Source organism: Sporosarcina sp. SAFN-015, assembly GCF_051966875.1.
Lineage (GTDB): Bacteria > Bacillota > Bacilli > Bacillales_A > Planococcaceae > Sporosarcina.
Window position 1 is genome coordinate 59,943 of the sequence record NZ_JBQCKP010000005.1, and the last position, 22,832, is coordinate 82,774.

18 protein-coding genes and 1 pseudogene are annotated in these 22,832 nt (G+C 42.2%); 6 read left to right on the top strand and 13 right to left on the bottom strand.

The window, feature by feature from the left end; translation table 11 throughout:
- Nucleotides 1-71 precede the first annotated feature (71 nt).
- Genes ACTHPA_RS10470 through ACTHPA_RS10480 form a run of 3 tightly spaced genes read right to left on the bottom strand, consistent with a single transcriptional unit; the run spans nt 72 to nt 5,480 of the window.
- Nucleotides 72-1,859 carry an acyl-CoA dehydrogenase family protein gene (locus ACTHPA_RS10470; RefSeq protein WP_440500181.1) on the bottom strand — a complete coding sequence of 596 codons (1,788 nt, stop codon included), beginning with the start codon at nt 1,857-1,859 and terminating at the stop codon, nt 72-74.
- A 30-nt stretch (nt 1,860-1,889) separates the two neighbouring features.
- Nucleotides 1,890-3,065, bottom strand: a complete 1,176-nt coding sequence (locus tag ACTHPA_RS10475) for an acetyl-CoA C-acetyltransferase (protein ID WP_440500182.1) — start codon at nt 3,063-3,065, stop codon at nt 1,890-1,892.
- A gap of 30 nt (nt 3,066-3,095) precedes the next feature.
- Nucleotides 3,096-5,480, bottom strand: a complete 2,385-nt coding sequence (locus tag ACTHPA_RS10480) for a 3-hydroxyacyl-CoA dehydrogenase NAD-binding domain-containing protein (protein ID WP_440500183.1) — start codon at nt 5,478-5,480, stop codon at nt 3,096-3,098.
- Nucleotides 5,481-5,690: 210 nt separating this feature from the next.
- Between ACTHPA_RS10480 and ACTHPA_RS10485 the strand changes: the two genes are divergently transcribed.
- From ACTHPA_RS10485 to ACTHPA_RS10495, 3 genes are all read left to right on the top strand, one after another.
- Nucleotides 5,691-6,008 carry a thioredoxin family protein gene (locus ACTHPA_RS10485; protein WP_440500184.1) on the top strand — a complete coding sequence of 106 codons (318 nt, stop codon included), beginning with the start codon at nt 5,691-5,693 and terminating at the stop codon, nt 6,006-6,008.
- A 115-nt stretch (nt 6,009-6,123) separates the two neighbouring features.
- A complete protein-coding gene (locus ACTHPA_RS10490; protein WP_440500185.1) occupies nt 6,124-6,579 on the top strand; it encodes an STAS domain-containing protein in 456 nt (151 codons plus the stop codon).
- Nucleotides 6,580-6,602: 23 nt separating this feature from the next.
- Nucleotides 6,603-7,118: a C39 family peptidase gene (locus ACTHPA_RS10495; RefSeq protein WP_440500186.1), complete on the top strand. Its 516-nt coding sequence runs from the start codon at nt 6,603-6,605 to the stop codon at nt 7,116-7,118.
- A 34-nt stretch (nt 7,119-7,152) separates the two neighbouring features.
- Here ACTHPA_RS10495 and ACTHPA_RS10500 read toward each other — a convergent pair whose 3' ends face one another.
- Nucleotides 7,153-8,049 carry a 5'-3' exonuclease gene (locus ACTHPA_RS10500; protein WP_440500188.1) on the bottom strand — a complete coding sequence of 299 codons (897 nt, stop codon included), beginning with the start codon at nt 8,047-8,049 and terminating at the stop codon, nt 7,153-7,155.
- A 79-nt stretch (nt 8,050-8,128) separates the two neighbouring features.
- On the opposite strand from ACTHPA_RS10500, the gene ACTHPA_RS10505 reads away from it, so the two are divergent.
- Both ACTHPA_RS10505 and ACTHPA_RS10510 read left to right on the top strand, forming a co-directional pair.
- Nucleotides 8,129-9,361: an NAD(P)/FAD-dependent oxidoreductase gene (locus tag ACTHPA_RS10505; RefSeq protein ID WP_440500189.1), complete on the top strand. Its 1,233-nt coding sequence runs from the start codon at nt 8,129-8,131 to the stop codon at nt 9,359-9,361.
- Between the two features lie 357 nt (nt 9,362-9,718).
- Nucleotides 9,719-10,057, top strand: a complete 339-nt coding sequence (locus tag ACTHPA_RS10510; protein ID WP_440500191.1) for a hypothetical protein — start codon at nt 9,719-9,721, stop codon at nt 10,055-10,057.
- Nucleotides 10,058-10,109: 52 nt separating this feature from the next.
- Here the strand turns inward: ACTHPA_RS10510 and hutH are convergent, their stop codons facing one another.
- Nucleotides 10,110-11,588, bottom strand: a complete 1,479-nt coding sequence (gene hutH, locus ACTHPA_RS10515; RefSeq protein WP_440500192.1) for a histidine ammonia-lyase — start codon at nt 11,586-11,588, stop codon at nt 10,110-10,112.
- Nucleotides 11,589-11,805: 217 nt separating this feature from the next.
- On the opposite strand from hutH, the gene ACTHPA_RS10520 reads away from it, so the two are divergent.
- On the top strand, nt 11,806-12,513 hold the full coding sequence (locus tag ACTHPA_RS10520) for a hypothetical protein (RefSeq protein WP_440500193.1): 708 nt from the start codon (nt 11,806-11,808) through the stop codon (nt 12,511-12,513).
- Between the two features lie 56 nt (nt 12,514-12,569).
- Here the strand turns inward: ACTHPA_RS10520 and ACTHPA_RS10525 are convergent, their stop codons facing one another.
- The 8 genes and pseudogenes from ACTHPA_RS10525 to ACTHPA_RS10560 all read right to left on the bottom strand — a co-directional run bounded on the left by ACTHPA_RS10525 (nt 12,570) and on the right by ACTHPA_RS10560 (nt 22,830).
- Nucleotides 12,570-13,556 (bottom strand): polysaccharide deacetylase family protein, encoded by a 987-nt coding sequence (locus ACTHPA_RS10525; RefSeq protein WP_440500194.1) that lies wholly within the window; start codon nt 13,554-13,556, stop codon nt 12,570-12,572.
- Between the two features lie 48 nt (nt 13,557-13,604).
- Nucleotides 13,605-15,293 (bottom strand): GNAT family N-acetyltransferase, encoded by a 1,689-nt coding sequence (locus ACTHPA_RS10530; protein ID WP_440500195.1) that lies wholly within the window; start codon nt 15,291-15,293, stop codon nt 13,605-13,607.
- Nucleotides 15,294-15,334: 41 nt separating this feature from the next.
- Complete coding sequence (locus ACTHPA_RS10535) at nt 15,335-17,008, bottom strand: GNAT family N-acetyltransferase (RefSeq protein ID WP_440500197.1); 1,674 nt, start codon at nt 17,006-17,008, stop codon at nt 15,335-15,337.
- Nucleotides 17,009-17,044: 36 nt separating this feature from the next.
- Nucleotides 17,045-18,526 (bottom strand): lipopolysaccharide biosynthesis protein, encoded by a 1,482-nt coding sequence (locus ACTHPA_RS10540; protein ID WP_440500199.1) that lies wholly within the window; start codon nt 18,524-18,526, stop codon nt 17,045-17,047.
- A 75-nt stretch (nt 18,527-18,601) separates the two neighbouring features.
- Nucleotides 18,602-19,717 (bottom strand): aminotransferase class I/II-fold pyridoxal phosphate-dependent enzyme, encoded by a 1,116-nt coding sequence (locus ACTHPA_RS10545; protein WP_440500385.1) that lies wholly within the window; start codon nt 19,715-19,717, stop codon nt 18,602-18,604.
- 72 nt (nt 19,718-19,789) lie between these two features.
- A pseudogene (locus ACTHPA_RS10550) lies at nt 19,790-20,377 on the bottom strand (sugar transferase); the annotation flags it as partial.
- A 3-nt stretch (nt 20,378-20,380) separates the two neighbouring features.
- On the bottom strand, nt 20,381-21,550 hold the full coding sequence (locus ACTHPA_RS10555) for a glycosyltransferase family 4 protein (protein ID WP_440500200.1): 1,170 nt from the start codon (nt 21,548-21,550) through the stop codon (nt 20,381-20,383).
- On the bottom strand, nt 21,550-22,830 hold the full coding sequence (locus ACTHPA_RS10560; RefSeq protein WP_440500201.1) for a nucleotide sugar dehydrogenase: 1,281 nt from the start codon (nt 22,828-22,830) through the stop codon (nt 21,550-21,552). Before ACTHPA_RS10560 ends, ACTHPA_RS10555 begins: the two co-directional genes overlap by 1 nt.
- Nucleotides 22,831-22,832 lie beyond the last annotated feature (2 nt).

The following is a 22,832-nucleotide window of genomic DNA, read 5'->3' on the forward strand; positions in this document are numbered from 1 at the left end:
GCAACACCTCCATTTTTCTCAAGTATAACAGAGAAACCGCCCAGGTATAAAATAACCTGGGCGGTGTACGATCAAACGATGTATTTTTCAGCATCGATCAATTTGACGGATGCTTCACGTTTTTTCGCGATAATATTATACGGATTCGAACGTGTCAACTTGCGGAGTGCAGAAAGCATCATCCGTTGGTTATCGCCTTCAACGGATGCAAGAAGGGTCTCCTTCGCATCCTTTTCAATTGCTTCGAACGCTTCTTGGCAGAAGATTTCTGTGTAAAGGATTTTTTGTTTCTCCTTCTCTTCCCCGTTTTTCGCAATCGCTTTTTCTGTCCGGAGTAACGCAGATTCCATAGCGAAGATGTTGTTTGCAATATCAGCGATATTCACAAGAACTTCCTGCTCTGATTCCAGTTTCGTACCGAAACGTTGAGCAGCCATACCTGCTGCAAGCAAACCGATTTTCTTCGCGTTTTTCACAAGCACCTTTTCTTGAGCAAGTGCTTCGTCGCCAATTTCTTCAGGCATCATCATGAGCAGTTCTTCCTGCAAGCTTTGCGCCTGTTCAAGCAATGGCAGTTCGCCTTTCATCGCTTTTTTCAAAAAAGTGCCTGGAACGATCATGCGGTTGATTTCGTTTGTTCCTTCAAAGATACGGTTAATGCGGGAATCACGGTAAGCTCGCTCCACTTCGTATTCTTGCATGAAGCCATATCCGCCGTGCAATTGAACAGCTTCATCGACAACATAGTCAAGTACTTCGGAACCGACAACTTTGTTGATGGAGCATTCGATTGCGTATTCAGCAATGGAAGCTGCAACCGCTTTTCCGTCTTTTTGCTGTTCTGGCGTCATTTGGCTGTTGCGTTCTTCAAAATAACCGACTGTGCGGTAAATTAAGCTTTCTGCTGCATAGATCTTTGAAGCCATTGTCGCAAGCTTCTCTTTTGTTAGATTGAATGACGAAATCGGTGTCTTGAATTGTTGACGCTGATTTGCATACGTAACCGCCAATTCAAAAGCCCGTTTAGAACCTCCAACTGTGCCTACTCCTAGTTTGTAGCGGCCGATATTCAAAATGTTGAATGCGATAATATGTCCTCTACCTACTTCACCAAGAAGGTTTTCAACCGGCACTTGTGCATCTTCAAGGATAAGCGTGCGTGTGGAAGACGACTTGATTCCCATCTTCTTTTCTTCTGCTCCGACAGACACGCCAGGGAATTCCCTTTCGACGATGAATGCCGAGAATTTATCGCCGTCTACTTTTGCATAAACAACGAATACATCCGCAAATCCAGCGTTTGTAATCCATTGTTTTTCACCGTTCAAAACATAGTGCGTGCCTGCTTCGTTCAATCTCGCAGTTGTTTTGGCCCCAAGTGCATCTGAACCGGAACCTGGCTCAGTCAACGCATAAGCTGAGATTTTGTCACCCGTCACTGAATTCGGCAAGTATTTTTTCTTTTGTTCTTCGTTACCGAAGAGGACGATAGGCAATGTACCGATTCCTACATGCGCTCCGTGGGTGATGGAGAAGCCGCCTGCTACAGACATCTTTTCGGATATCAAAGCGGATGAAATCTTGTCAAGGCCTAAGCCGTCATATTCTTCTGGTACGTCTGCTCCAAGAAGACCAAGGTCTCCTGCGGATTTGAGTAGTCTGACAGAATGCTCAAATTCATGGTTTTCTAATTTTTCAACGACAGGTAGTACTTCGTTTTTGACGTAGTCTTCTGTTGTTTTTGCGATCATTTTTTGTTCATCTGAAAAATCCTCAGGTGTAAACACGCGTGATGCGTCGATTTCTTCGATAAGGAATGCTCCTCCACGAATGAAATCCTTTGTTGTTGTTTCAGTCATTTTATTATTCCTCCCTTATTTTTCATCAAATTAAAGCAGCTCAAACACTCCGGCTGCGCCCATTCCGCCGCCGATGCACATTGTGACGACGCCGAATTGTTTGCCTTGGCGTTTCAATTCATTCATTAGCTTCAAAGTCAAAACAGAGCCAGTTGCGCCAAGTGGATGGCCTAAAGCAATTGCGCCGCCGTTGACGTTCACTTTATCCATATCCAAGCCTAAGTGGCGGATGACTTGCAATGACTGAGATGCGAATGCTTCATTCAATTCCCATAGATCGATATCCTCAATGGAAAGTCCCGCAAGCTTCAGCGCTTTCGGAACAGCTTCAATCGGTCCGATACCCATCACTTCAGGGGGCACGCCTCCTACAGCAAACGAACGGAATTTCGCGATTGGCTTCAAGCCTTTCCCTTCAGCGATTTCACGGTCCATGACTAGCACAGATGCAGCTCCGTCAGACGTTTGCGATGCATTTCCTGCGGTGACAGAACCTTTCACTGAGAAAGCTGGGCGTAATTTCGCCAACACTTCCATCGATGTGCCCGTTCGCACGCCTTCGTCCATTTCAAACAGGACTGTTTTCTCTTGATATTTTCCTTTTTCATCGACGAATCGTTTCACAACTTCTACTGGGACGATTTCATCTACGAATTTCCCTTCAGCGATTGCTGCAGCCGCTTTTTCATGGGAACGAACTGCAAATGCATCTTGGTCTTCTCGACTGACGCCATATTTTACTGCCACTTGTTCGGCTGTATGGCCCATTCCCATATAATATTGGGGAGCTGTTTCAGCAAGCTTGAAGTTCGGTCGGATCGTATTCCCCATCATGGGTACCATACTCATCGATTCGACGCCGCCAGCGATGATCGCCTCGGAATGACCAAGCATGATCCGCTCAGCAGCATATGCGATTGATTGGAGACCCGAAGAACAGAACCGGTTAACCGTAATGGCAGGCGTTGTATCAGGTAATCCTGCAAGCGCCCCGATATTGCGAGCGACGTTCATTCCTTGCTCCGCTTCCGGCATTGCACATCCAATGATTAAGTCATCGATCGGACCGTCGTATCCATTTGCACGTTTTAATGTTTCTTTAATTGTTAAAGCACCTAAATCATCCGGGCGAACAGTTGCTAGAGAGCCACGGCCCGCTTTCCCGACCGGTGTCCTGGCACCTGCTACAATTACTGCTTCACGCATTTGACTTCCTCCTTTTGCTATATGTGCAGATCAGTTGCGCAGCGGCTTCCCTTTAAGGAGCATATGCTGCATACGTTGTTGGGATTTCGGTTCTTGGACTAGGCTCAGGAACGCTTCCCTTTCAAGGTCCAACATGTATTGTTCATCGACAAGTGTTCCATACGGCACTTTTCCGCCGGATAAAACAAATGCAAGCTTTTTCGCTATTTTCAAATCGTGCTCACTAATATATCCTGACAGGTACATACCTTCAGCCCCAAGAAGCATCGTTGCATACCCGGAATCTCCGGTTACTGGGATTTTCTCTTTCTTCGGCGGTGTGTAGCCCGCTTCATGCAGTGCAAGCGCGGCCTGCTTCGCGTCGTAAATCAAGTGATCAGGATTGACGCTTATACCGTCTGCAAAGTTTAGGAAGTTATTTTCCCGTGCCTCTTCGGCTGAAGTTGACACTTTCGCCATCGCAATCGTTTCAAACACTTTATTTGCGACGTATTGGTAATCAACTTGCACACCGTGCGGCAAACCTTTCAAATGCTTCGTGTATAGATTGACGTTGCCGCCGCCACCAGGAATCAAACCGACACCGACTTCGACCAAGCCGATATACGTTTCCATTGAGGCTTGAATATGCGCTGCCGGCAAGCTTACCTCCGCTCCCCCGCCAAGCGTCATTTGGAATGGCGCCGCGACGACCGGCTTTCGGCTGTACTTTATTTTCATCATTGCAGCTTGGAATGAACGGATAATAAAATCAAGCTCAAAGATGTTATCGTCTTGTGCTTCCATAAGAATCATGCCAAGGTTCGCACCTACACAGAAGTTCTTTCCTTGGTTTCCGATTACGAGGCCTTTATAGTTTTTCTCCACTTCGTCAATTGCAAAATTAATCATTTGAATAATATCAGGGCCGATTGCATTTGCTTGTGAATGAAACTCCAAAAGAGCAATACCGTCACCAAGATCAATTAGACTGGCGCCTGAGTTCTTTTTGATGACACCATGCTTTTTCTTATACCGTTTCAAGTCGATCGCTTTTTCATTGACTGGCACCGGCTTATATCCTTCTCCGTCATAGAAGTATAGGTCGCCTTCCTCTTCTTTGTAGAAAGATTCAACACCGTTTTCGAGCATTTTTTCTACAAATGGAGGAATTTTGGCACCTTCCTCTTTCATCTTCTCAACTGATTTGGCAACTCCGATTGCATCCCAAACTTCGAATGGTCCCTGCTGCCATCCGAAGCCCCATTTCATCGCATTGTCGATTGCAACGATATCGTCCGCGATTTCACCCGTCAATTCAGCTGAATAGCGAAGCGTCGGCGAAAGGATGCTCCAAAGGATTTCTCCTGTCCGATCATTAGCGTATACGAGCGTCTTCACTTTGTTCGAAAGGCCTTTTTGTTGCTTAGCCATTTCCATTGAAGGCGTTTTCATTTTTTTCATCGGTCCGTATTCAAATGTCTTTGGATCCAATTCAAGAATCTCTTTGCCTTCCTTCAAGTAAAATCCTTGCTTCGATTTCGCTCCGAGCCAGCCATTATCAATCATTTTCTTCATGAACGGCGGAAGCTCAAACACTTTCTGCTCTTCGCCTTCCGTCTTGTCATACGCATTTTTAGCAACATGCATGAATGTATCCAATCCGACTACATCTAATGTGCGGAAAGTAGCGGATTTCGGCCGGCCGATCAATGTTCCTGTCACCGAGTCGACTTCGCCGATTGAATAGCCTCTCTTCTCCATTTCGCGAAGTGTTACGAGAAGGCCATACGTTCCAATTCGGTTCGCAATGAAATTTGGTGTGTCTTTGGCGATGACGACACCTTTTCCTAAACGATCCTCTCCAAACTTCAATAAAAATGCGAGAACTTCAGGATCCGTCTTTTTCGTCGGAATCACTTCAAGCAGCTTCAAATAGCGCGGCGGATTAAAGAAGTGAGTTCCGAGGAAATGCTTTTGGAAGTCTTCTGAACGTCCTTCTGCCATCGCTTCAATGCTGATGCCTGAAGTGTTGGAGCTGATAATTGTCCCCGGTTTCCGTACTGCATCTATTTTTTCATACAAACTCTTTTTAATGTCCAAATTTTCAACGACGACTTCGATAATCCAGTCAACGTCTTTCAATTTTTCCAAGTCATCCTCGAAATTGCCGACTTCAATTAGTGATAGGTTTTGTTTGGCAGCCAATGGTGCCGGCTTCTGCTTCAAAAGTTTCTCCAAAGCAGTCGCCGCAAATTTATTGCGGACTTGTGGGTTTTCCAATGTAAGGCCCTTTGCTTCTTCCTGTTCTGTCAGCTTGTTTGGAACGATGTCCAGCAGAAGGACAGGAATGCCGATGTTGGCGAGATGGGCTGCAATGCCAGATCCCATTACACCTGAACCTAATACTGCCGCTTTCTTGATTTGATATGCCACGTTGCGAAGCCTCCCTTTTTCTTTTGAATGAACACTCATTCATTTTATGAGCAAAAAAAATAGAAACAGTCTCTATATCTATCAGTCTAAATCATTCTCTTCTTTTTCGCAATATTGAAATGTATTTTTTCCCTATTTTTTGTTATGGGCATTTTTCTATGTTCATTCATGAAAAGAAGGTACACTACATACTAAAGGAGTGTGGTTAATATGAAATCAATTACTACAGTAGAAGAATTCAACAGAGTCATTAACAGCGACAACAAATCCCTTATCAAATTCCAAGCTGGATGGTGTCCGGACTGCACGCGCATGGATATGTTCATCGATCCGATCGTGAAGGAATATGATACGTATACATGGTATGACGTGGACCGTGATGTATTGCCCGAGATTGCAGAGAAGTACGAAGTAATGGGAATTCCTAGTTTGCTCATTTTCCAAAACGGAGAGAAAAAGGCACACTTACATAGTGCAAACGCCAAAACTCCAGATCAAGTAACCGATTTTCTTGAAACTGTGAAATAAATTAATTATATAATTAAAGGAGGAGGCCATCCAATAGGTCTCCTCCTATTTTATTCTGCCTCTTTTCTATCGGTTTATCGTATAATAAAAGAAAATGCATATACCGAGGTGCCAAATGGATTACGAAAAAGAAATAGAAACATATAAAAAAAGAATTGCCGACTTGGAAGAGTCCATCAAAAGATCATCCGTACCCATCATTTCATCAGTTGTCGATAACACAATTCTAGTTCCGGTTGTTGGCTATACGGGAGCAGAGCGGTTTGAGCTGATCCGTACCCTCGTCTTAGAATATCTTGACAAGCACCGTAATGTAATTTGTGTCATTTTCGATTTTACGGCTGCTGATTTGAATGAGAAGGAATTGCATGAATATGACTCGCTCGCGCTTGAACTGCAAATGCTGTACAATACGTTGAAACTGATGGATGTCCGACCGATCTCAGTCGGTTTCAATCCGCAAATCGTCAGAAAGATCATTGCTGCTGGAGTCCAAATGGACTTTGAATCATATATCAATTTCAGGATGGCACTTAAAGTCCTTCTAAAAGAACAGAAAGCTTCGCTATAATTCGGTTAGTGGAGGGATAGTAAATGAAACAGGTGGAAGGTTTTCAAGGTCAATCACAATATAATGACGAAATCGATATACGTTTCCAGCCTTCCGCCTGCGGTCCGGTAACTGCATTCACCATCCTCCGACATCATCTCCATAATTCCACCATTAACGTAAATGAACTGTACCGAATTCTTGGTGGGACTCGAATTGGACTGTTTAAATGGCGTTTCATCCGCAACATGCGAAAACTGCTCGGTTCAGGATGGAAAGTTGCACATTGTACCATTGAGGAATTGAAAGAGGAAATCAATGAAGGACGACCAGTTGCGGCAAAGTTCGATAAATGGTTCACTTTTCATTGGTTCGGCGAATATGCCTTTGATTATCATTGGGTTCCGGTCATTGGTTATAGAGAAGACGATAGTGGACTAACGCTACTCGTTCATGACAATGGAGGAAGGAACCGCGAAAGCCGAATCCGCGCTATTCCGTATGAACCTAACAAGCCAATTTTATCGTTTATAAAGATTAGAAAAACCACTGCCAAGTAAGCAGTGGTTTTTCGTTCTTATTAAACGCCAGCGATTAAGCAATCAATTCCGGAAATAAAGAGTTCAGCTGTCTTATGACCATAGAATAGCCTCTCTCTTCTAATTGTTCCCTCACTCCCGAGAAATCAGGAAGGCTTAATTGCTCGATAGGCTCATCAAAATCAAGCTCGCAATGGATTTGTGCTAGCTGTTTTGATAAAAGCAGCATATCCATATCCGCTTCAATCTTCTTCCTCATTCCTGGTGCGAGTTCCGCCAATGACTCGATGACATTTTCAACTGTTCCATATTCTTTCACGAGTTTCAACGCTGTTTTCGGGCCGATCCCCTTTACGCCCGGATAGCCATCACTCGTATCTCCCGTGAATGCTTTCACTTCGACAAAACGCTCCGGAGTAATCTCGTATTCTTCAACGAACCGCTCTTCGGAATAAATATCATATACATTGTACCCTTTTTTCATGAAGGCGATTTTCACACCAGGACGCAATAGCTGTAAAAGGTCCTTGTCTCCCGTGACAATGGTGATATCTGCCTTGCCTTCCCATTCACAAACGAGCGAGCCGATCAAATCGTCAGCTTCCATCCCTGGAATTCCGTAGTTCTTCCAACCGATCAGTTCGGATAATTCCCGTGTCATGTCAAATTGCGGCACAAGCTCCGGTGCTGGTTCAGGACGGTTTGCTTTATAGCCGTCAAACAAATCATTCCTGAATGTATGTGCACCCATATCCCAACAAACCGCCATATGGGTTGGATTGAAAATTGAAGCTGCCGTCAATGCATGTCGAGCGAATCCTTGAACTCCGTTTGTCGGTACTCCTGCGTCGTTTGGAAAATAATGTCCCATCGCTGAAGTTGCAAAAAACGATCTGAATAATAAAGCCATGCCGTCTACTAGTAAAATATGCGGCTTATGTTCGTCAGTCATTGCTATCATCTCCTAAAATTTTGTATTTCGCTTTTCTCCCCACTAGTAAATGGGTATAGAAAAGGAAGGGGGTATACTTATGGATTTACATAAAGGTTCATTGTATTGGCCGACAACTTATCAATCAACTCATAGAAAAAAACAAACAAAAAAAGAGGATTGCTATGATGCAGTCATCGTTGGAGGCGGTATATCAGGCGCATTGACCGCTTTATCCTTAGTAGAACGAAATTTAAAAATCGCAGTTTTAGATAAAAGGCAACTTGCGGCTGGAAGCACGTCCGCGAATACAGGTCTTCTGCAATACTCTAATGATATCATGCTTCATGAATTGATTGAACAGATCGGTCTAAACGATGCTGTTCATTTTTACAGGAACTGCCTAGAAGCGGTAGGACAATTGGAGAATGTCGCCAGCCAACTGTCAGTCGATCCTCATTTCATGCGTAAAGAAAGTATTTATTACGCAAGTGATGAGGACGATGTGGTGAAGATTGAAAAAGAGTATCAAACATTGACGAAATACGGCTTTCCCTGCACCTATTGGGGCAAGGAATCGTTACTAAGCAATACCGGCATCAATCGACCATGCGCCATTGTGACATTCAGGGATGCGGAAGTGAATCCTTATGCATTTGCAAATGGAATTTTCGACCTTGCGGAAACGAAGGGAGCTCACCTATTCGAATTCACGGAAATGCTGGATGTGAATGAGTTTGAAGATATACTTAGAATCTCTACAACAGATGGAGACATGCAAACTAAAAATATCATTTTCACGACCGGCTACGAAACATTACCGATTGGTAAACGGAACGGCGCGGATATTAACCGGTCATACGTCATCGTGACCGAGCCGCTGGGAGAGGTGCCCGCTTGGTATGATAATGCGCTTATTTGGGAGACAAAACGCCCTTATCTTTATATGAGAACGACTGCAGACAGGAGGATCATCGTTGGAGGATTAGATGAAAACAATGGCGTGGTCGAAATTTCGGATGATCTGCTTACAAAACGTGGTAATGAATTGCGAGATAAATTTAATGAAGTCTTTCCACATTTGGAAATAAAAATAGATTACGCGTATTGTGCCACCTTCGGGGAATCTCTAGACAATTTGCCATTCATTGGCGAACATCCACATAGAAAAAAACATTTTTATCTATTGGGGTACGGAGGAAATGGCACGGTCTACAGCATGCTTGGCGCAGAAATACTTGCTGATCAGCTATGTAGAATTAAACACCCTGCAGCACATATTGTGCAGTTGACTAGAAATGCTGAGGAAGTGAATGGGGAGATGATTTTATAATAGAGTTGGAGGGCTCCCCTCTCACTTTGGACGAGCGGCGACTCGCTTTGGACGCGCGGCGGCTCGCTTTGGACGCGCGGCGACTCACTTTGGACGCGCGGCGACTCACTTTGGACGCGCGGCGGCTCACTTTGGACGCGTGGCGGTTCGCTTTGGACGCGCGGCGGCTCACTTTGGACGCGTGGCGACTCACTTTGGACGCGCGGCGACTTGCTTTGGACGCGCGGCGGCTCACTTTGGACGCGCGGCGACTTGCTTTGGACGCGCGGCGGCTCACTTTGGACGCGCGGCGGCTCACTTTGGACGCCCGGCGACTCGCTTTAGACGCGCGGCGACTTGCTTTGGACGCGCGGCGGCTTGCTTTGGACACGCGGCGGCTCACTTTGGACGCGCGGCGACTTGCTTTGGACGCGAGGCGGCTCACTTTGGACGCGCGGCGGCTCACTTTGGACGCCCGGCGGCTCGCTTTGGACGCGCGGCGGCTCACTTTGGACGCCCGGCGACTCGCTTTGGACGCGCGGCGACTCGCTTTGGACGCGGAGCGGTTCGCTTTGGACGCGCGGCGACTCGCTTTGGACGCGCGGCGGCTCACTTTGGACGCGCGGCGGCTCGCTTTGGACGCGCGGCGACTCACTTTGGACGCGCGGCGGCTCACTTTGGACGCGCGGCGACTTGCTTTGGACGCGATATAAATAAAGACTGCCGCGGTAATCTAGTCTTCCCTGACCTCCCGCGCAGCCTCTACTAATTATTTATTCAAGTAGTCTGCAATCTTTTCAATATCCGGTCCAAAGATCCGGTCTTCATCAATCGGTTTTACGATTTGCAGAAGTCCTTCAAGTGCCTTGCGCGTTTTCGGCGCCATATTTTCAACACCACGGAAAGTACAGCCCGTCATGGCGCATAGCGCTTCAATTGCCAATACATTTCTAGCATTCTTAATAATTTGCTGTGCATGCCTGGAACCGATCGTCCCCATCGACACATGATCTTCTTGGTTGCCGGAAGATGGAATTGAATCGACGGATGCCGGATGTGCCAGTGTTTTATTTTCCGACACAAGGCTCGCTGCTGAGTATTGCAAAATCATCGCTCCTGATTGTAATCCAGGCTGCGGGCTAAGGAAAGGCGGCAGTCCTTCGTTCAATTGAGGATTGACAAGTCGCTCAATACGACGCTCGGATATATTCGCGAGTTCAGCTACACCAATTTTCAAAAAGTCCATCGCAAATGCGATAGGCTGCCCGTGGAAATTTCCGCCCGACACGACAATTTCACCGTCTTCAAAGATGAGAGGGTTGTCTGTCGCCGCATTCATTTCAATCTCCAATTTTTCTTTCACATAAGAAAGCACTTGCCAGCTAGCTCCGTGGACTTGCGGGATGCAACGGATTGAATAGGCGTCTTGAACGCGCGTCTCTCCCTGTGATGTCGTAAGGCGGCTATCCTCCAGCCAATCCAATATTCTAGCTGCAACATCCACTTGCTCTCTATAACCGCGTGCCTCATGAATTGCTGGATGAAAAGCATCTGTAATCCCATGTAACGCTTCCATTGTCATAGCGGCGATCCATTCGCTGCTATATGCGAGCTTCTCTGCCTCCAAGTAATTAACGACTCCTTGCGCCGTCATTGCCTGCGTGCCATTAATCAACGCAAGTCCTTCCTTCGCTTCAAGAACGATCGGCTCTATTCCGAATTCCTTCCAAATTTGCTCTGCAGGCACATGCCCGCCATCTTTCCAAACAAATCCTTCCCCTAACAGCACTAACGCCAAATGAGATAGCGGTGCAAGGTCTCCTGACGCACCGAGCGACCCTTGTTGCGGTATGACAGGGCGGATTCCATTATTCACCATGAATGCAAAACGTTCCAGCACCTCTACTCGTATGCCCGAAAAGCCTTTCAACAACGCATTCAAACGCAGTACGACCATAGCCCGCGATACAGTTTCAGAAAAAGGTTCACCAACGCCGCAAGCATGTGAGCGAATTAAATGCAATTGTAATGCCTTCGTATCTTTTTCATCAATTTTCACATCGCTGAATTTGCCGAAGCCAGTATTAATGCCATATACCGTTTTATCATTCTCGACGATTCGATTAACAGCTTCCCTGCTTTTTCGCACGCGTTCTAAAGCATCAACATTTAACTCAACCTGTTTCCCTTTATATAAAATACTTTCCATTTGTTCGAGTGTTAGAGAGGCTCCAGTTAATTCAATCATCCAAAACATCCTTTCATCTAAAAAAAATCGTATTCATACTGTCATCGTACACGAAGTTAAAAGGATTTTGGCGATTTTTACGAAAATTTGTTCTATAGTAATGTGATGTTGTTTTAGTGTGGTGATGTAGTAGAAAAATTTTTCCTTACCCAAGAGTCCAACCCATTTCTCTCATAGGGACATAAGATAGGAGGAATCGCTTGAAGGGAGAGAAATGATGACGAACATGAATTACGAAGAAGAACAGTGGTATCCACAACTACCGGAAGGATATACAGGGGAGGTTGATGGAATGCAAGGACAGGGAATGGGTGGATTCATGCCGGGTACTGGCATGCCAAACTACGGAACGGACTGGATGTCCTCTATGGGAATGCAATATCCTGAAATGAATTGGGGAGAGTACAACGGGGTGGCACAATTTGGAATACCGGGATTTCCAGGATTTCCTCCAGGGCAAGGCAGACCGGGCTTCCCAGGCGGCGGATTTCCTCCGGGTCAAGGCGGGCCAGGTTTTCCAGGAGGATTTCCACCAGGGCAAACACCAGGGTTTCCAGGTGGCGGATTTCCTGGTGGTGGATTTCCAGGCAGCGGATTCCCAGGCGGCGGATTCCCAGGCGGTGGATTCCCGCCGGGGCAAGGCGGTCAAGGCGGACAACAAGCGCCATCTTCACCACCACCAAACTACACACCATCCTACCCGGGTGGGAATCAAGCGCAGCTTTTCGCAGTAGACCCAGGTGCTATTAGAGGATGTCTATTCAGATACACTTACGTCTGGACATCAAGACGTAATGGATTCTGGTACTTCCCTACATTCGTCGGTCGTACATCTGTGGCAGGATACCGCTGGAGACCTAGCCGTCGACGTTGGGAGTATTTCGGTATTGACTTGAATCGGATTGACCAATTTACTTGTTTTTGACGAACCTTACAAAGTAAACCTCCATCCAGTTCAATCTTGGATGGAGGTTTTCCCATTCATCTATTCACCGTTAATACTATGTCCGAGGCTTCTGCCATACTAAGACTCTCGAAGCCGTATTCACTCCTCAATTGCGATACTAACTGTAGAATCTCAGTCAAAAATTGAATATTTTCATCGATGTTTTTACCGAAATTATGAGGATGCCACCAGAGATGAAACACTTCACCTCTCCGAGCGGCGTGCGTTAGGCTTTTTTTAATTCTTCTTAAACGCAAAGGTTCTAAAATCTTCAACCTGGCAATGTAAGGCCTTAAAAATCTGCTGGAAGGCAAGTTGACGATCGGTTCTGTCTCAACTTCAGTCATCGGATACGTATCATGTCCGCAAATATTAAAATAACTATCCAATAATCTAAGTACTCTTTTCAGAATCCCTTCGCTATGGAAACGACTTGCCCTATAAGGCCATCCTAGTTCATTTCCTCTAAAACATTGAACCCCGTGCTTTTTACATACTTGTAAATAACTTTGATTCATCTGGTTTCTTGGAAACACTAGCGATTTAACAACATGGCCGTTTCCATTTGCAATGTTTATCGCGGCTTGTAAGTCCGCTTCAAAACTTTCTTCGTTTTGTCCTTTTTCTAAACAATAGTAGTGTGAAAATGTGTGTGTTGCAATTTCTTGATTCGGATATATTTCAATTTGTTTTATTAATGACTTTGCATAATGAAACAAGTCACTTTTCTCATCTGTTCCAATATCGTTTAGTTTTTTATAGGGAGAAAAATTACTGTTTTCATAGTTTGGTTGGATTGAAGGCAGACTATTCAACAACTCTTTTTTATTTTCACAATAGAGCATTCCCACAATTGCCCATGTAGCATGAATATCATAGCGTTGAAATAATTCTAGCATTTGCGGTATTGCTTCTCGAACACCTAAGAGATTTTCTTTATATTTTTCTAATGGAACAACATCATGTACCCCCCAATTCAATTCAAAATCAAGCGAGATGATGATTGCTCCTTTTTTGCTCACACTATTCTTCTTGAATATGAATTCTCCTAACCTTTGTTTTAATAGATTTCATCCTGAATCTTCTAGAGGTTTAATGATCTCTTTTACAAAACCACAATACGTCCTTTTGAACACATATTTCCTTATTGTAAATCCTAAATCTTCCAGTTTGGCTATTTTGTATGTAGCCCCTTCCTCAACGCTCACATACAGAGTACTAGCCGCATTTTTTCTTTTCACGAATGAACATATTTTCTCCAAGTTTTCAACCGACCAATTTTGTAAGGAGGCTGAACTCTTATGAAGTTCTTCTGCATAAGATATGTTTTCAATACGTAATACTCTTTCATTCAACCAAAAGATTGAATTCATAGACAAACAATCTGCGGGATAATATCCTTGATAACCGGCAAATAACTTTTTAGAAATTTCCTTCATATAGCTATTTGCAATACTAGGACAATCTACAGCATCTCCAATCGTCAATTCGTGAAAGTCCCCTGTATCAGGTAAATCCGGAAGATCTTTATTCTCTATTTTATAAACAATGTACTTCTTTCTATCATATAAATACTTTTTGACCCGAGTCCAATACGCTACTATTTCTTCCTTAATTGCTTTTGATTCTGTATTTCTGAATAGATTCCTAGTAACGAAAAGCATCTTTCCAATTGTATTTCGGATAAATAGAACGAAGCGGTAATTTTTTTTCATTCGCTCTCGCAAAGATTCCTTCAATGTAAAAAAGCGTCGAATAGACTTTCCGATCACCGAATTAGAAGAAAAAATCATTTTACTTGTATAATCTTCACCTGTATTCAATTCGAATTTGGATGGTTCATATCCAATACTTAAATCAAATATTATAATTCCATTTCTTTTACATTGTAATGTCTTTTGTTTTTCCAAAATTACTCCCGGACCGAACACATCGAAATCATCATCATAGCTCTTTACATACCCAACAAATCTTTCCCGACAAAGGAAACCATACTGAAAAGCAATCATCCTGTCGTTTATATAAAGTCCATCTATTTCAGTTTGCATTGGCCCTTCGTGAATACGAGCAAGACTGCGAAAAAACGCTTTTCCTCTATCACTCGTAAAATCACTTGTAGTCCTTCTTTTCTTCCACCTTTTATCAAACAATTGAAAGACCGAATCCAAGTCTTCTTGGCCGCTTTGTAAAAACTTCACTGCTCCATTTTTTCGTAATCGCTTTTCCCTTCTATCAATCCGATAAAGTCTTTTTCTTTTGCTGCTAAATTCTTCAAGATCTATTTCTCCCAAATGAATAAAGGGGGTGACCACTCGATGAATCGAAAAGTTATATTTTCGTTTCTCTAGATAAGCCTCTATCCTTTCCGGAGTTTTGTCACTTTCAAGTAATCCATGTAAATTAAAAACAACGTTCTTTTGTACTTTTACTAGTTCATCAAATACGAATTCGATGACATCTTCCTTCAAATGATTATAAACAACGAAATCCATATAATTTGCGATTCCGAGAGCTATAAAAGAATACGTATGTCCGAACCATCTACTTTTGTGGATAAAAGGAAAAAATCCAATTGGTCTTCCATCTAATTTTACGAGTATAATTTCTACATCGTATACATCGCCAAAATGCTTCCACCATTCATAAACCCAGACAAATTCGATAAACGGATTTGTATTCTGATTTTCCTCCAAGATGAGCGACCAATCATCCTGGTACTTATCAAGTTGATCTAGCGATGTAATCCGTGCAAGCTCCATATTTTCCTCCTTTCAATAGTATGATTCATCCTACTTCCTTTTCATTCTATGATTTCATATTTTTCATTTCCAAAAAATGTTCGTTTTTCAATCTGCTTATCAATGGAAAAGCCTATAGTTTCGAGAACATTAGGCTTATTTCCAAATTCGTCTTTTACAGTTACAAACACTGTTTTTGCCTTATTGTTCTTCTTGACAAAGGAGCATGCAGCCTCCAAATTGCCCTCATGCCAATTCTTGAAATGAATTGCTTTTCTCCCGAGTCGTTCACTATAAGAAATAGGGCCAATTCGAAGTACTTTGTCATTCATCCAAATTATATTTTCGAATACTAGATTGCCTGCCGGATAATACCCCTTATATCCACGATACATTTTCTCGCAAATTTCCTTTAATTTTTTGGGGGAAATGGTTGGACTACTCATCGCATCGTTTATTGTCAATTCGATAATGTCTTCAGTGATTGCTAATTCAGGAACGTCTTTATTCTCCATTCGATAAACTACATATCGCTCTTTTTCATATAAGTACTTTTTAATACGCGACAAAAACGCATGCAACTCTCTCCTTGCACCATCTGATTCTGTCTTGTTGAATAAATTACGGATAACAAAAAGAAACTTGCCGATTGTAATGCGAATAAACAACACGAATTCATAATTCTTCTTTAATCGTTCGATTAAAGATTCCTTCATCGATAATAAGAATCGTCTAATTTTCGCGGTCATTACAGAAGATGAGAAAATCATTTTTCTTGTGTAATCTACATTTGTATTCAACGCAAATTTGTATGGTTCATATCCGATACTTAGGTCAAATACCGTAATCCTATCTTTTTTGCATTGCAAAATCTTTTCTCTTTCCAGTATTCTTCCCGGCCCGAACGGTTCAAAGTTATCATCAAAACCTAACACATACGAAAGCACTCTTCCCCGACATTTGAATCCGTAATGGAAAGCAATCATCGTATCATTAATGTAAAGTGCATCAAGTTCCGTTTGCATCGGTCCTTCCTGTATACCTACAAGACTTCGGTAAAATTCTTTATCCTTGTCATTCGTAAATCCGCTCGTGTCTCGCTTTTTCTTCCATCGATTGTCATGGAGTTGAAAGACTGTATCCATTTCTTCTTGTCCGCTACGCGAAAATTTGACTTCTCCATTTTCCCGTAACCGCTTTTCTCTTTTATCCAGCCGATGTAGTTTCTTTCTTTTATCCATATAATCTTCATGTTTTATATCTTTTAAATTAATGTATGGAGTAATTACTCGGTGAAGTGAAAAACTGTATTTTCGTTGTCGTAAATAATCCTCAATGTTTTTTGGCGTCTCAGTACTTTCTAATAACCCGTATAAGTAAAACACTACATTCTTTTTCTCTTTTATTAATTCATCGAATGTGGATTCAATAACGTCTTTTAACAAATGGTTATATACAACAAAATCCATATAATTCGCATGACCGAAAGCCATAAAAGTATACGTATGACCAAACCATCTTTTTTTGTGGATCAATGGAACAAATCCAATTGGCCTATCATCTTGTTTGAAGAGCATAATTTCCATATTATATTCGCCGCCAAAATGCTTCCACCATTCATAAACCCAAACAAATTCAATAAACGGATTTGTATTCTGATTTTCCTCCAATATGAGCGACCAATCATCCCGGTATTGTTCGAGTTGATCAAGTGATGTAATCCGTGTAAGCTCCATAATCTCCTCCTTTTATTGCTTGAATCGTCCTACTAATCACCTTGGTCCTTTAAAATCTTTAATCCTATTTACTATTGGTAAAACGATAAGGTACAGGGTATTCAACTCTTTAACCTTTAATATCTTACTGATAGTTATATAAATGGCTACACCTAATGTGATTTGCCCAATTAGTTGGAGAAGATGATTTTCATCGACGATTCTACCAACCTGGAAGACTGCAATCCCCATAATAAAAGAGATTAAAAAACTGGGAAGCAGATCTTTTATCTGTTCCATTGAAGAGTAATCGATTTCTCTCGCCGAGTAGTAAGAGTTAATTAAAAAAGAAATAAATGAATGAATTACTGTCGTCCATATTAAGCCGATAATGCCGAACCCAAACAATAAAGAACATACAATTAGAATCGCCAATAAACTCTTTTTAATAATTTCCAATAGCAGGATTAAGTCCGATCTACCCTTAACTTGAAGAACATTTAGATTGATAGAGTGAATGGGATTAAGCATTCCTGCAAAGCATAATAATTGAAAATAGATAACCGAATGTATCCATTTAATACCGAACAATACAATAAACAGCGGTTTTGCAATTGCTGCTAAACCAACCATTAAAGGAAAGTTAATAAATGCTGAAGTCTTAATAACGGACTTAAACCCATATTTCAAACGTTCTTCTTCTTGCTGAATGCTGCTAAGGACTGGATACGTGACGCGCTGTACCGTCGAAACGATTGCAAATGAAGCAAGATCTTTTATTTTTACTGCGTTTGAATAATAACCAAGTTGATTGGAAGAATACATTTTCCCAATAATAACGAAGTAACTATAATAGAAAAAAGTATCAATTAGCCCTGATAGTAATAACTTGTATCCAAAACTAAAAAACCTTTTAAATGATTGAATTTTAAATGTCAATGAAGGCATCCATTTATTAAAATACCAAAATAATCCTGTCTGTATGGATTGCAAAGCGATCATATTGAATACGAGGCTCCAAACACCAAAACCTGACATTGCCAATAAAATCGTAATACTTCCGGATAAAACGACAGAAATGACACTTATTTTTGTTAATGTTTTAAAATCCACTCTCTTCACAAGCATTGCTTTTTGGATAATCGCTAATGAATTGATGATAAATATTAAAGAGAGAACTCTTATAATTTTTGTCAGTTGTGGTTCTTCGAAAAACACACTTATCAAATTAGCCGTGCTAAATAATAGAGCATACAGTACTAACGAAATAAAAAAGTTAAAATAAAAAACAGTTGAATAGTCTTCTTGTGTCGTATGTTGATCCCGTATTAACGCTTGAGAAAATCCACTATCTACAATTGCGTTGGAAACGGATATTAAGACTAATATCATCCCAATAATTCCAAAATGTTCGGGGAGCAGCAACCGAGCAAGAATAATCTGCACGCCAAATTGAATCCCATGGTTTGCCATTAAATCTGTGAAACTCCAAAAAAGCCCTGTGATTGTTTTACTTTTTAACGACATCTGAGTCGGCATTTTTTCACCTGTTTTTTATAATTAGTAACACCTCAAAGTTTAACTTTCCAGTAGAGATGTGACGAGGTCATATCTCTACTGGCGGTACCTTAATTTCTCTCTAATGACTCGAATAACTCTTTCCTGCTCTTTCACAGTCATTTTCGAACTGGAAGGAAGACATATCCCTCTTGCAAACAAGCGTTCACTTACTATGTCATCATCTGCATGCGGATAAAACTTACATCCTTTAAACAACGGCTGCAAATGAAGCGGCTTCCAAACCGGTCTCGCTTCAATATTTTCCGCTTCCAGGGCATCCATCAGTTCATTTGCCGTAACGCCTGTTATGTCCGGATTCACTTCCATCGCCGTTAACCAACGATTCGAATAGGTTCCTTCGAGCTCTGGCATGAACACTACCCCATCAATCCCGCCAAGTGCTTTTTCATAACGGTCAAATACAGCTCTTCTAGCTTTTACACGATCATCGAGCACTTCTAACTGCGCCCGGCCGATTCCCGCTAGAACATTGCTCATACGATAGTTATAGCCAACAGTTTGATGCTCGTAATGCCTAGCTTTCTCACGCGCTTGGGTTGCTAAAAAGCGGGCACGATCCAATTTTTCAACATCATCGGAAACGAGCATCCCGCCACCCGATGTTGTAATAATTTTATTGCCATTAAATGAATAGACGCCAAACGTGCCAAACGTTCCGCTCTGCTTCCCTTTATAAGTTGAACCTAGTGATTCAGCAGCATCTTCAATAACGGGGACAGCATAAGAATCACAAATTGCCAATATTTCATCCATCTTTGCACTTTGGCCAAACAAGTTTACGACGACAACCGCTTTTGGCAGCTTTCCTTTTGCTTGCGCATCTTTCATTGCCCGCGCTAACGCAACGGGGGACATATTCCACGTCTCATTTTCGGAATCAATGAAAACAGGCTCACCGCCCAAATAATAAATTGGATTTGCACTTGCAACGAACGTCAAACTGGAACAGAAAACGACATCTCCATATCTCACGTCTAGCAATTCCAAAGCCAAGTGGATGGCGGCTGTTCCCGATGACAAGACAGCTGCTCCTGCCGCTCCAGTATACTCGGCCATTTCTTTCTCAAACTCATTCACATTTTTTCCAAGTGGTGCAATCCAGTTCGACTCAAATGCTTCATTGATATATTTTTGCTCATTCCCACTCATATGCGGTACTGAAAGAAAAATCCTTTTCGGCTCCAAATCATAACTCCTCTTTTCACCCAATATCGTTATGAGAATATAGTTGATATCTTTCAAAAAACGATAGTTCCGAATATACTCCACGTTCAGCTTTACTTTATCCGGAAAAAGGATATGGTCGTTATGCCATTTTGGGTCGTCTACGTTTGCTAATATCTGTTCTTCGTTTTTATATTTAATCGACGCAGGTCCAGTAATTCCTGGTCGTATCGTTAAAATGACCCGATCTTCCCCAGTTAATTTATCTGCATAACCTGGCACATCCGGCCTGGGGCCTACAAAACTCATATCGCCTTTCAAAACATTCAATAGCTGCGGAAGCTCATCAACTTTTGTCTTCCTGAAAAAACGTCCACATACAGTAATTCTTGAATCACTGCTTGTCGTTATCGTGGAATGATTATTCTCTGCCGGTTTCATTGTTTTTATTTTGATCACGTTAATAAGCTTCCCGTTTTTCCCTACACGTTCTTGAATGAAAAAACCGTTGCTTCTTGTATCAATAGAAGCAATAATGAAAGCAATTAGTATAATCCACCCCGTCAGTACGAGTCCGACTATGGAAAACAAAAGATCAAAAGATCGTTTGACAACCTTTTCAAAAAAAGTAAGATTGTTTTTCATTCCTCACTTCCTTGGTCTTTTGTTCATCGACCTTTCCTCTCGAAATTCGTTAAATACATTCATCTGCCTTTCTAAAACGACCTTCTCATTGAACTCTTCCAAAAATAGTCTTCGTGAGTTTTCTCCAAACCGCTTCAGTATGGACTCATCTTTCATAATTTCAAGGATCGTGTTTGCCAATGAGCTGCTATCTTTCGTCTTGCATAAGTACCCATTCACATCTGGAAAGACTTCTTCTCTGCATCCGCGAACATCCGTCGCCACAATCGGTTTGCCCATAGCCATCGCTTCAATGATGGAACGTGGCAGCCCTTCACGGTACGATGGCAATACAAACAAATCCGCAGCACATAATAGTTCCGGTATATCCTCTCTCATTCCTAAGAGTCGAATTCTCTCTTTTGTTTCCATTGGCATCGATTGAATAAGCTGTTCAACATCCAGTCCATCCCGATCGCCGGTAACTGAATCCCCTACTATCATTAACGTTGCGTCCTTCATTTCGTCCCGAACCAATTGAAATGCTTCTAAAAGTTCAACGATGCCTTTTTCTCTCACTAATCTCCCGACAAACATAATCACTTTTTCATTCGTAATTCCTAACGACTCTCTGCTCTTCACTCTGCTATATAATGCGGGGTTAAATCGATCACCCGACACACCATTATTAATATGAATAAGGTTTTCCGGTTTTTGAAAGCCTTTTGCTAAGGCCAATTCATAGTCTTCTTTGCTTTGGAAGAATAGTTTATCGGTGAAATATTTCGCCCAAATCTTTTCAAGCGAATAAATGATCTTATAGGGTATTGGTTTCATATTTTCGTGGAAGTAAAATCCGTGTGCGGTATAAACGATTAAAGGTACGTTAGCCAATCGTGCTGACAATCGAGCAACGAGACTGGCAACTGGGGTATGTGAGTGGACGATGTCAAATCTTTCTTTTCTTATCAATTTGACCAAAGCTAGCATGCTTTTCAAGTGGCTAAAGACATTCAAATTTCGTTGAAACGGTATGTGGTGAACGACATACCCATCCTTTTCAATTTCATATCTTGTCGGATCTTTATAACAAGCGATGTGAACGTCGTATTTCTGTTTACTCATCTCATCTATAAGCGGAAGCAAAAACTTCTTAACTGTAAAACTTACATTCGTAATTTGTAAAACCTTCATTATAGTCTCCATAATTGAATCTGATCGGGCTTAGTCGTCTTGTCGAACACACTTTTAATATCCATAACGATCCCTTTGCCATGTTTTAATAACCGATCGAACTGGGTCCAACCTTCATTGACATATTCCATATGAGATACGGCTAACACAACGGCGTCTGCAGGCGGCAGCTTTTCGTAAGGTGTCAATGCGAGTTGATATTCAGCAAAGGCCTCATCCACATCTGCATGCGGATCGGCTACTTGCACTTCCACCCCAAATTCCTGCAACTCTCGAATGACGTCAATTACTTTAGAGTTGCGAAGATCTGGGACATTTTCTTTAAAAGTCAATCCAAGAACTGTTACCTTCGCACCTTGTACAGGCAAATTGAGTTTTATCATTTTTTTCACTAATGCCCGTGCAATATAACGTCCGATACTATCATTGATCCGACGACCTGCAAGGATCACTTCCGGATAGTGGCCGACTGCTTGCGCTTTATAAGTCAAGTAGTAAGGATCTACACCGATACAATGACCACCGACTAGCCCTGGGAAGAAGTTAAGGAAGTTCCATTTCGTACTTGCCGCTTCCAACACTTCTGCAGTATCAATCCCGAGGCTGTCAAATATTAAGGCTAATTCATTCATAAGTGCAATATTGACGTCCCTTTGTGTGTTTTCAATTACCTTTGCGGCTTCTGCAACACGGATGGTGCTCGCTTTATATACACCTGCTTCGACAACATCGCTATAAACTTGTGCAATGATGTCCAACACTTCTGGCGTCTGACCCGATACAACTTTTGTGATCTTCGTAAATGTATGTTCCTTATCACCAGGATTAATTCGTTCTGGAGAGTAACCGACAAAAAAATCAATGCCCGCCTTTAAGCCTGAATGCTTTTCCAATATAGGTATGCACACTTCCTCGGTAGCGCCTGGATAGACGGTTGACTCGTAAACAACAATTGTCCCTTTATGAAGATTTTTCCCCACTGTTTCGGAAGCATGCTGCAATGGTGACAAATCAGGTCGGTTATGTGCATCAATTGGTGTAGGGACAGACACGATCATAAAGTCTGCCTCCTTTAATTTTTCACTATCAAATGTGAATTCAATTTGCGCTTCCTTTAAATCGTTCACCTGAACTTCATTTGTATAATCGACGCCGATCTGTAATGTAGATATTCGATGTTCGTTAATATCGAAACCGATTACCGGATGTTTTTTTCCAAAAGCAACCGCCACAGGTAACCCTACATATCCCAAGCCGATAACAGCTATTTTTCTATCCATCA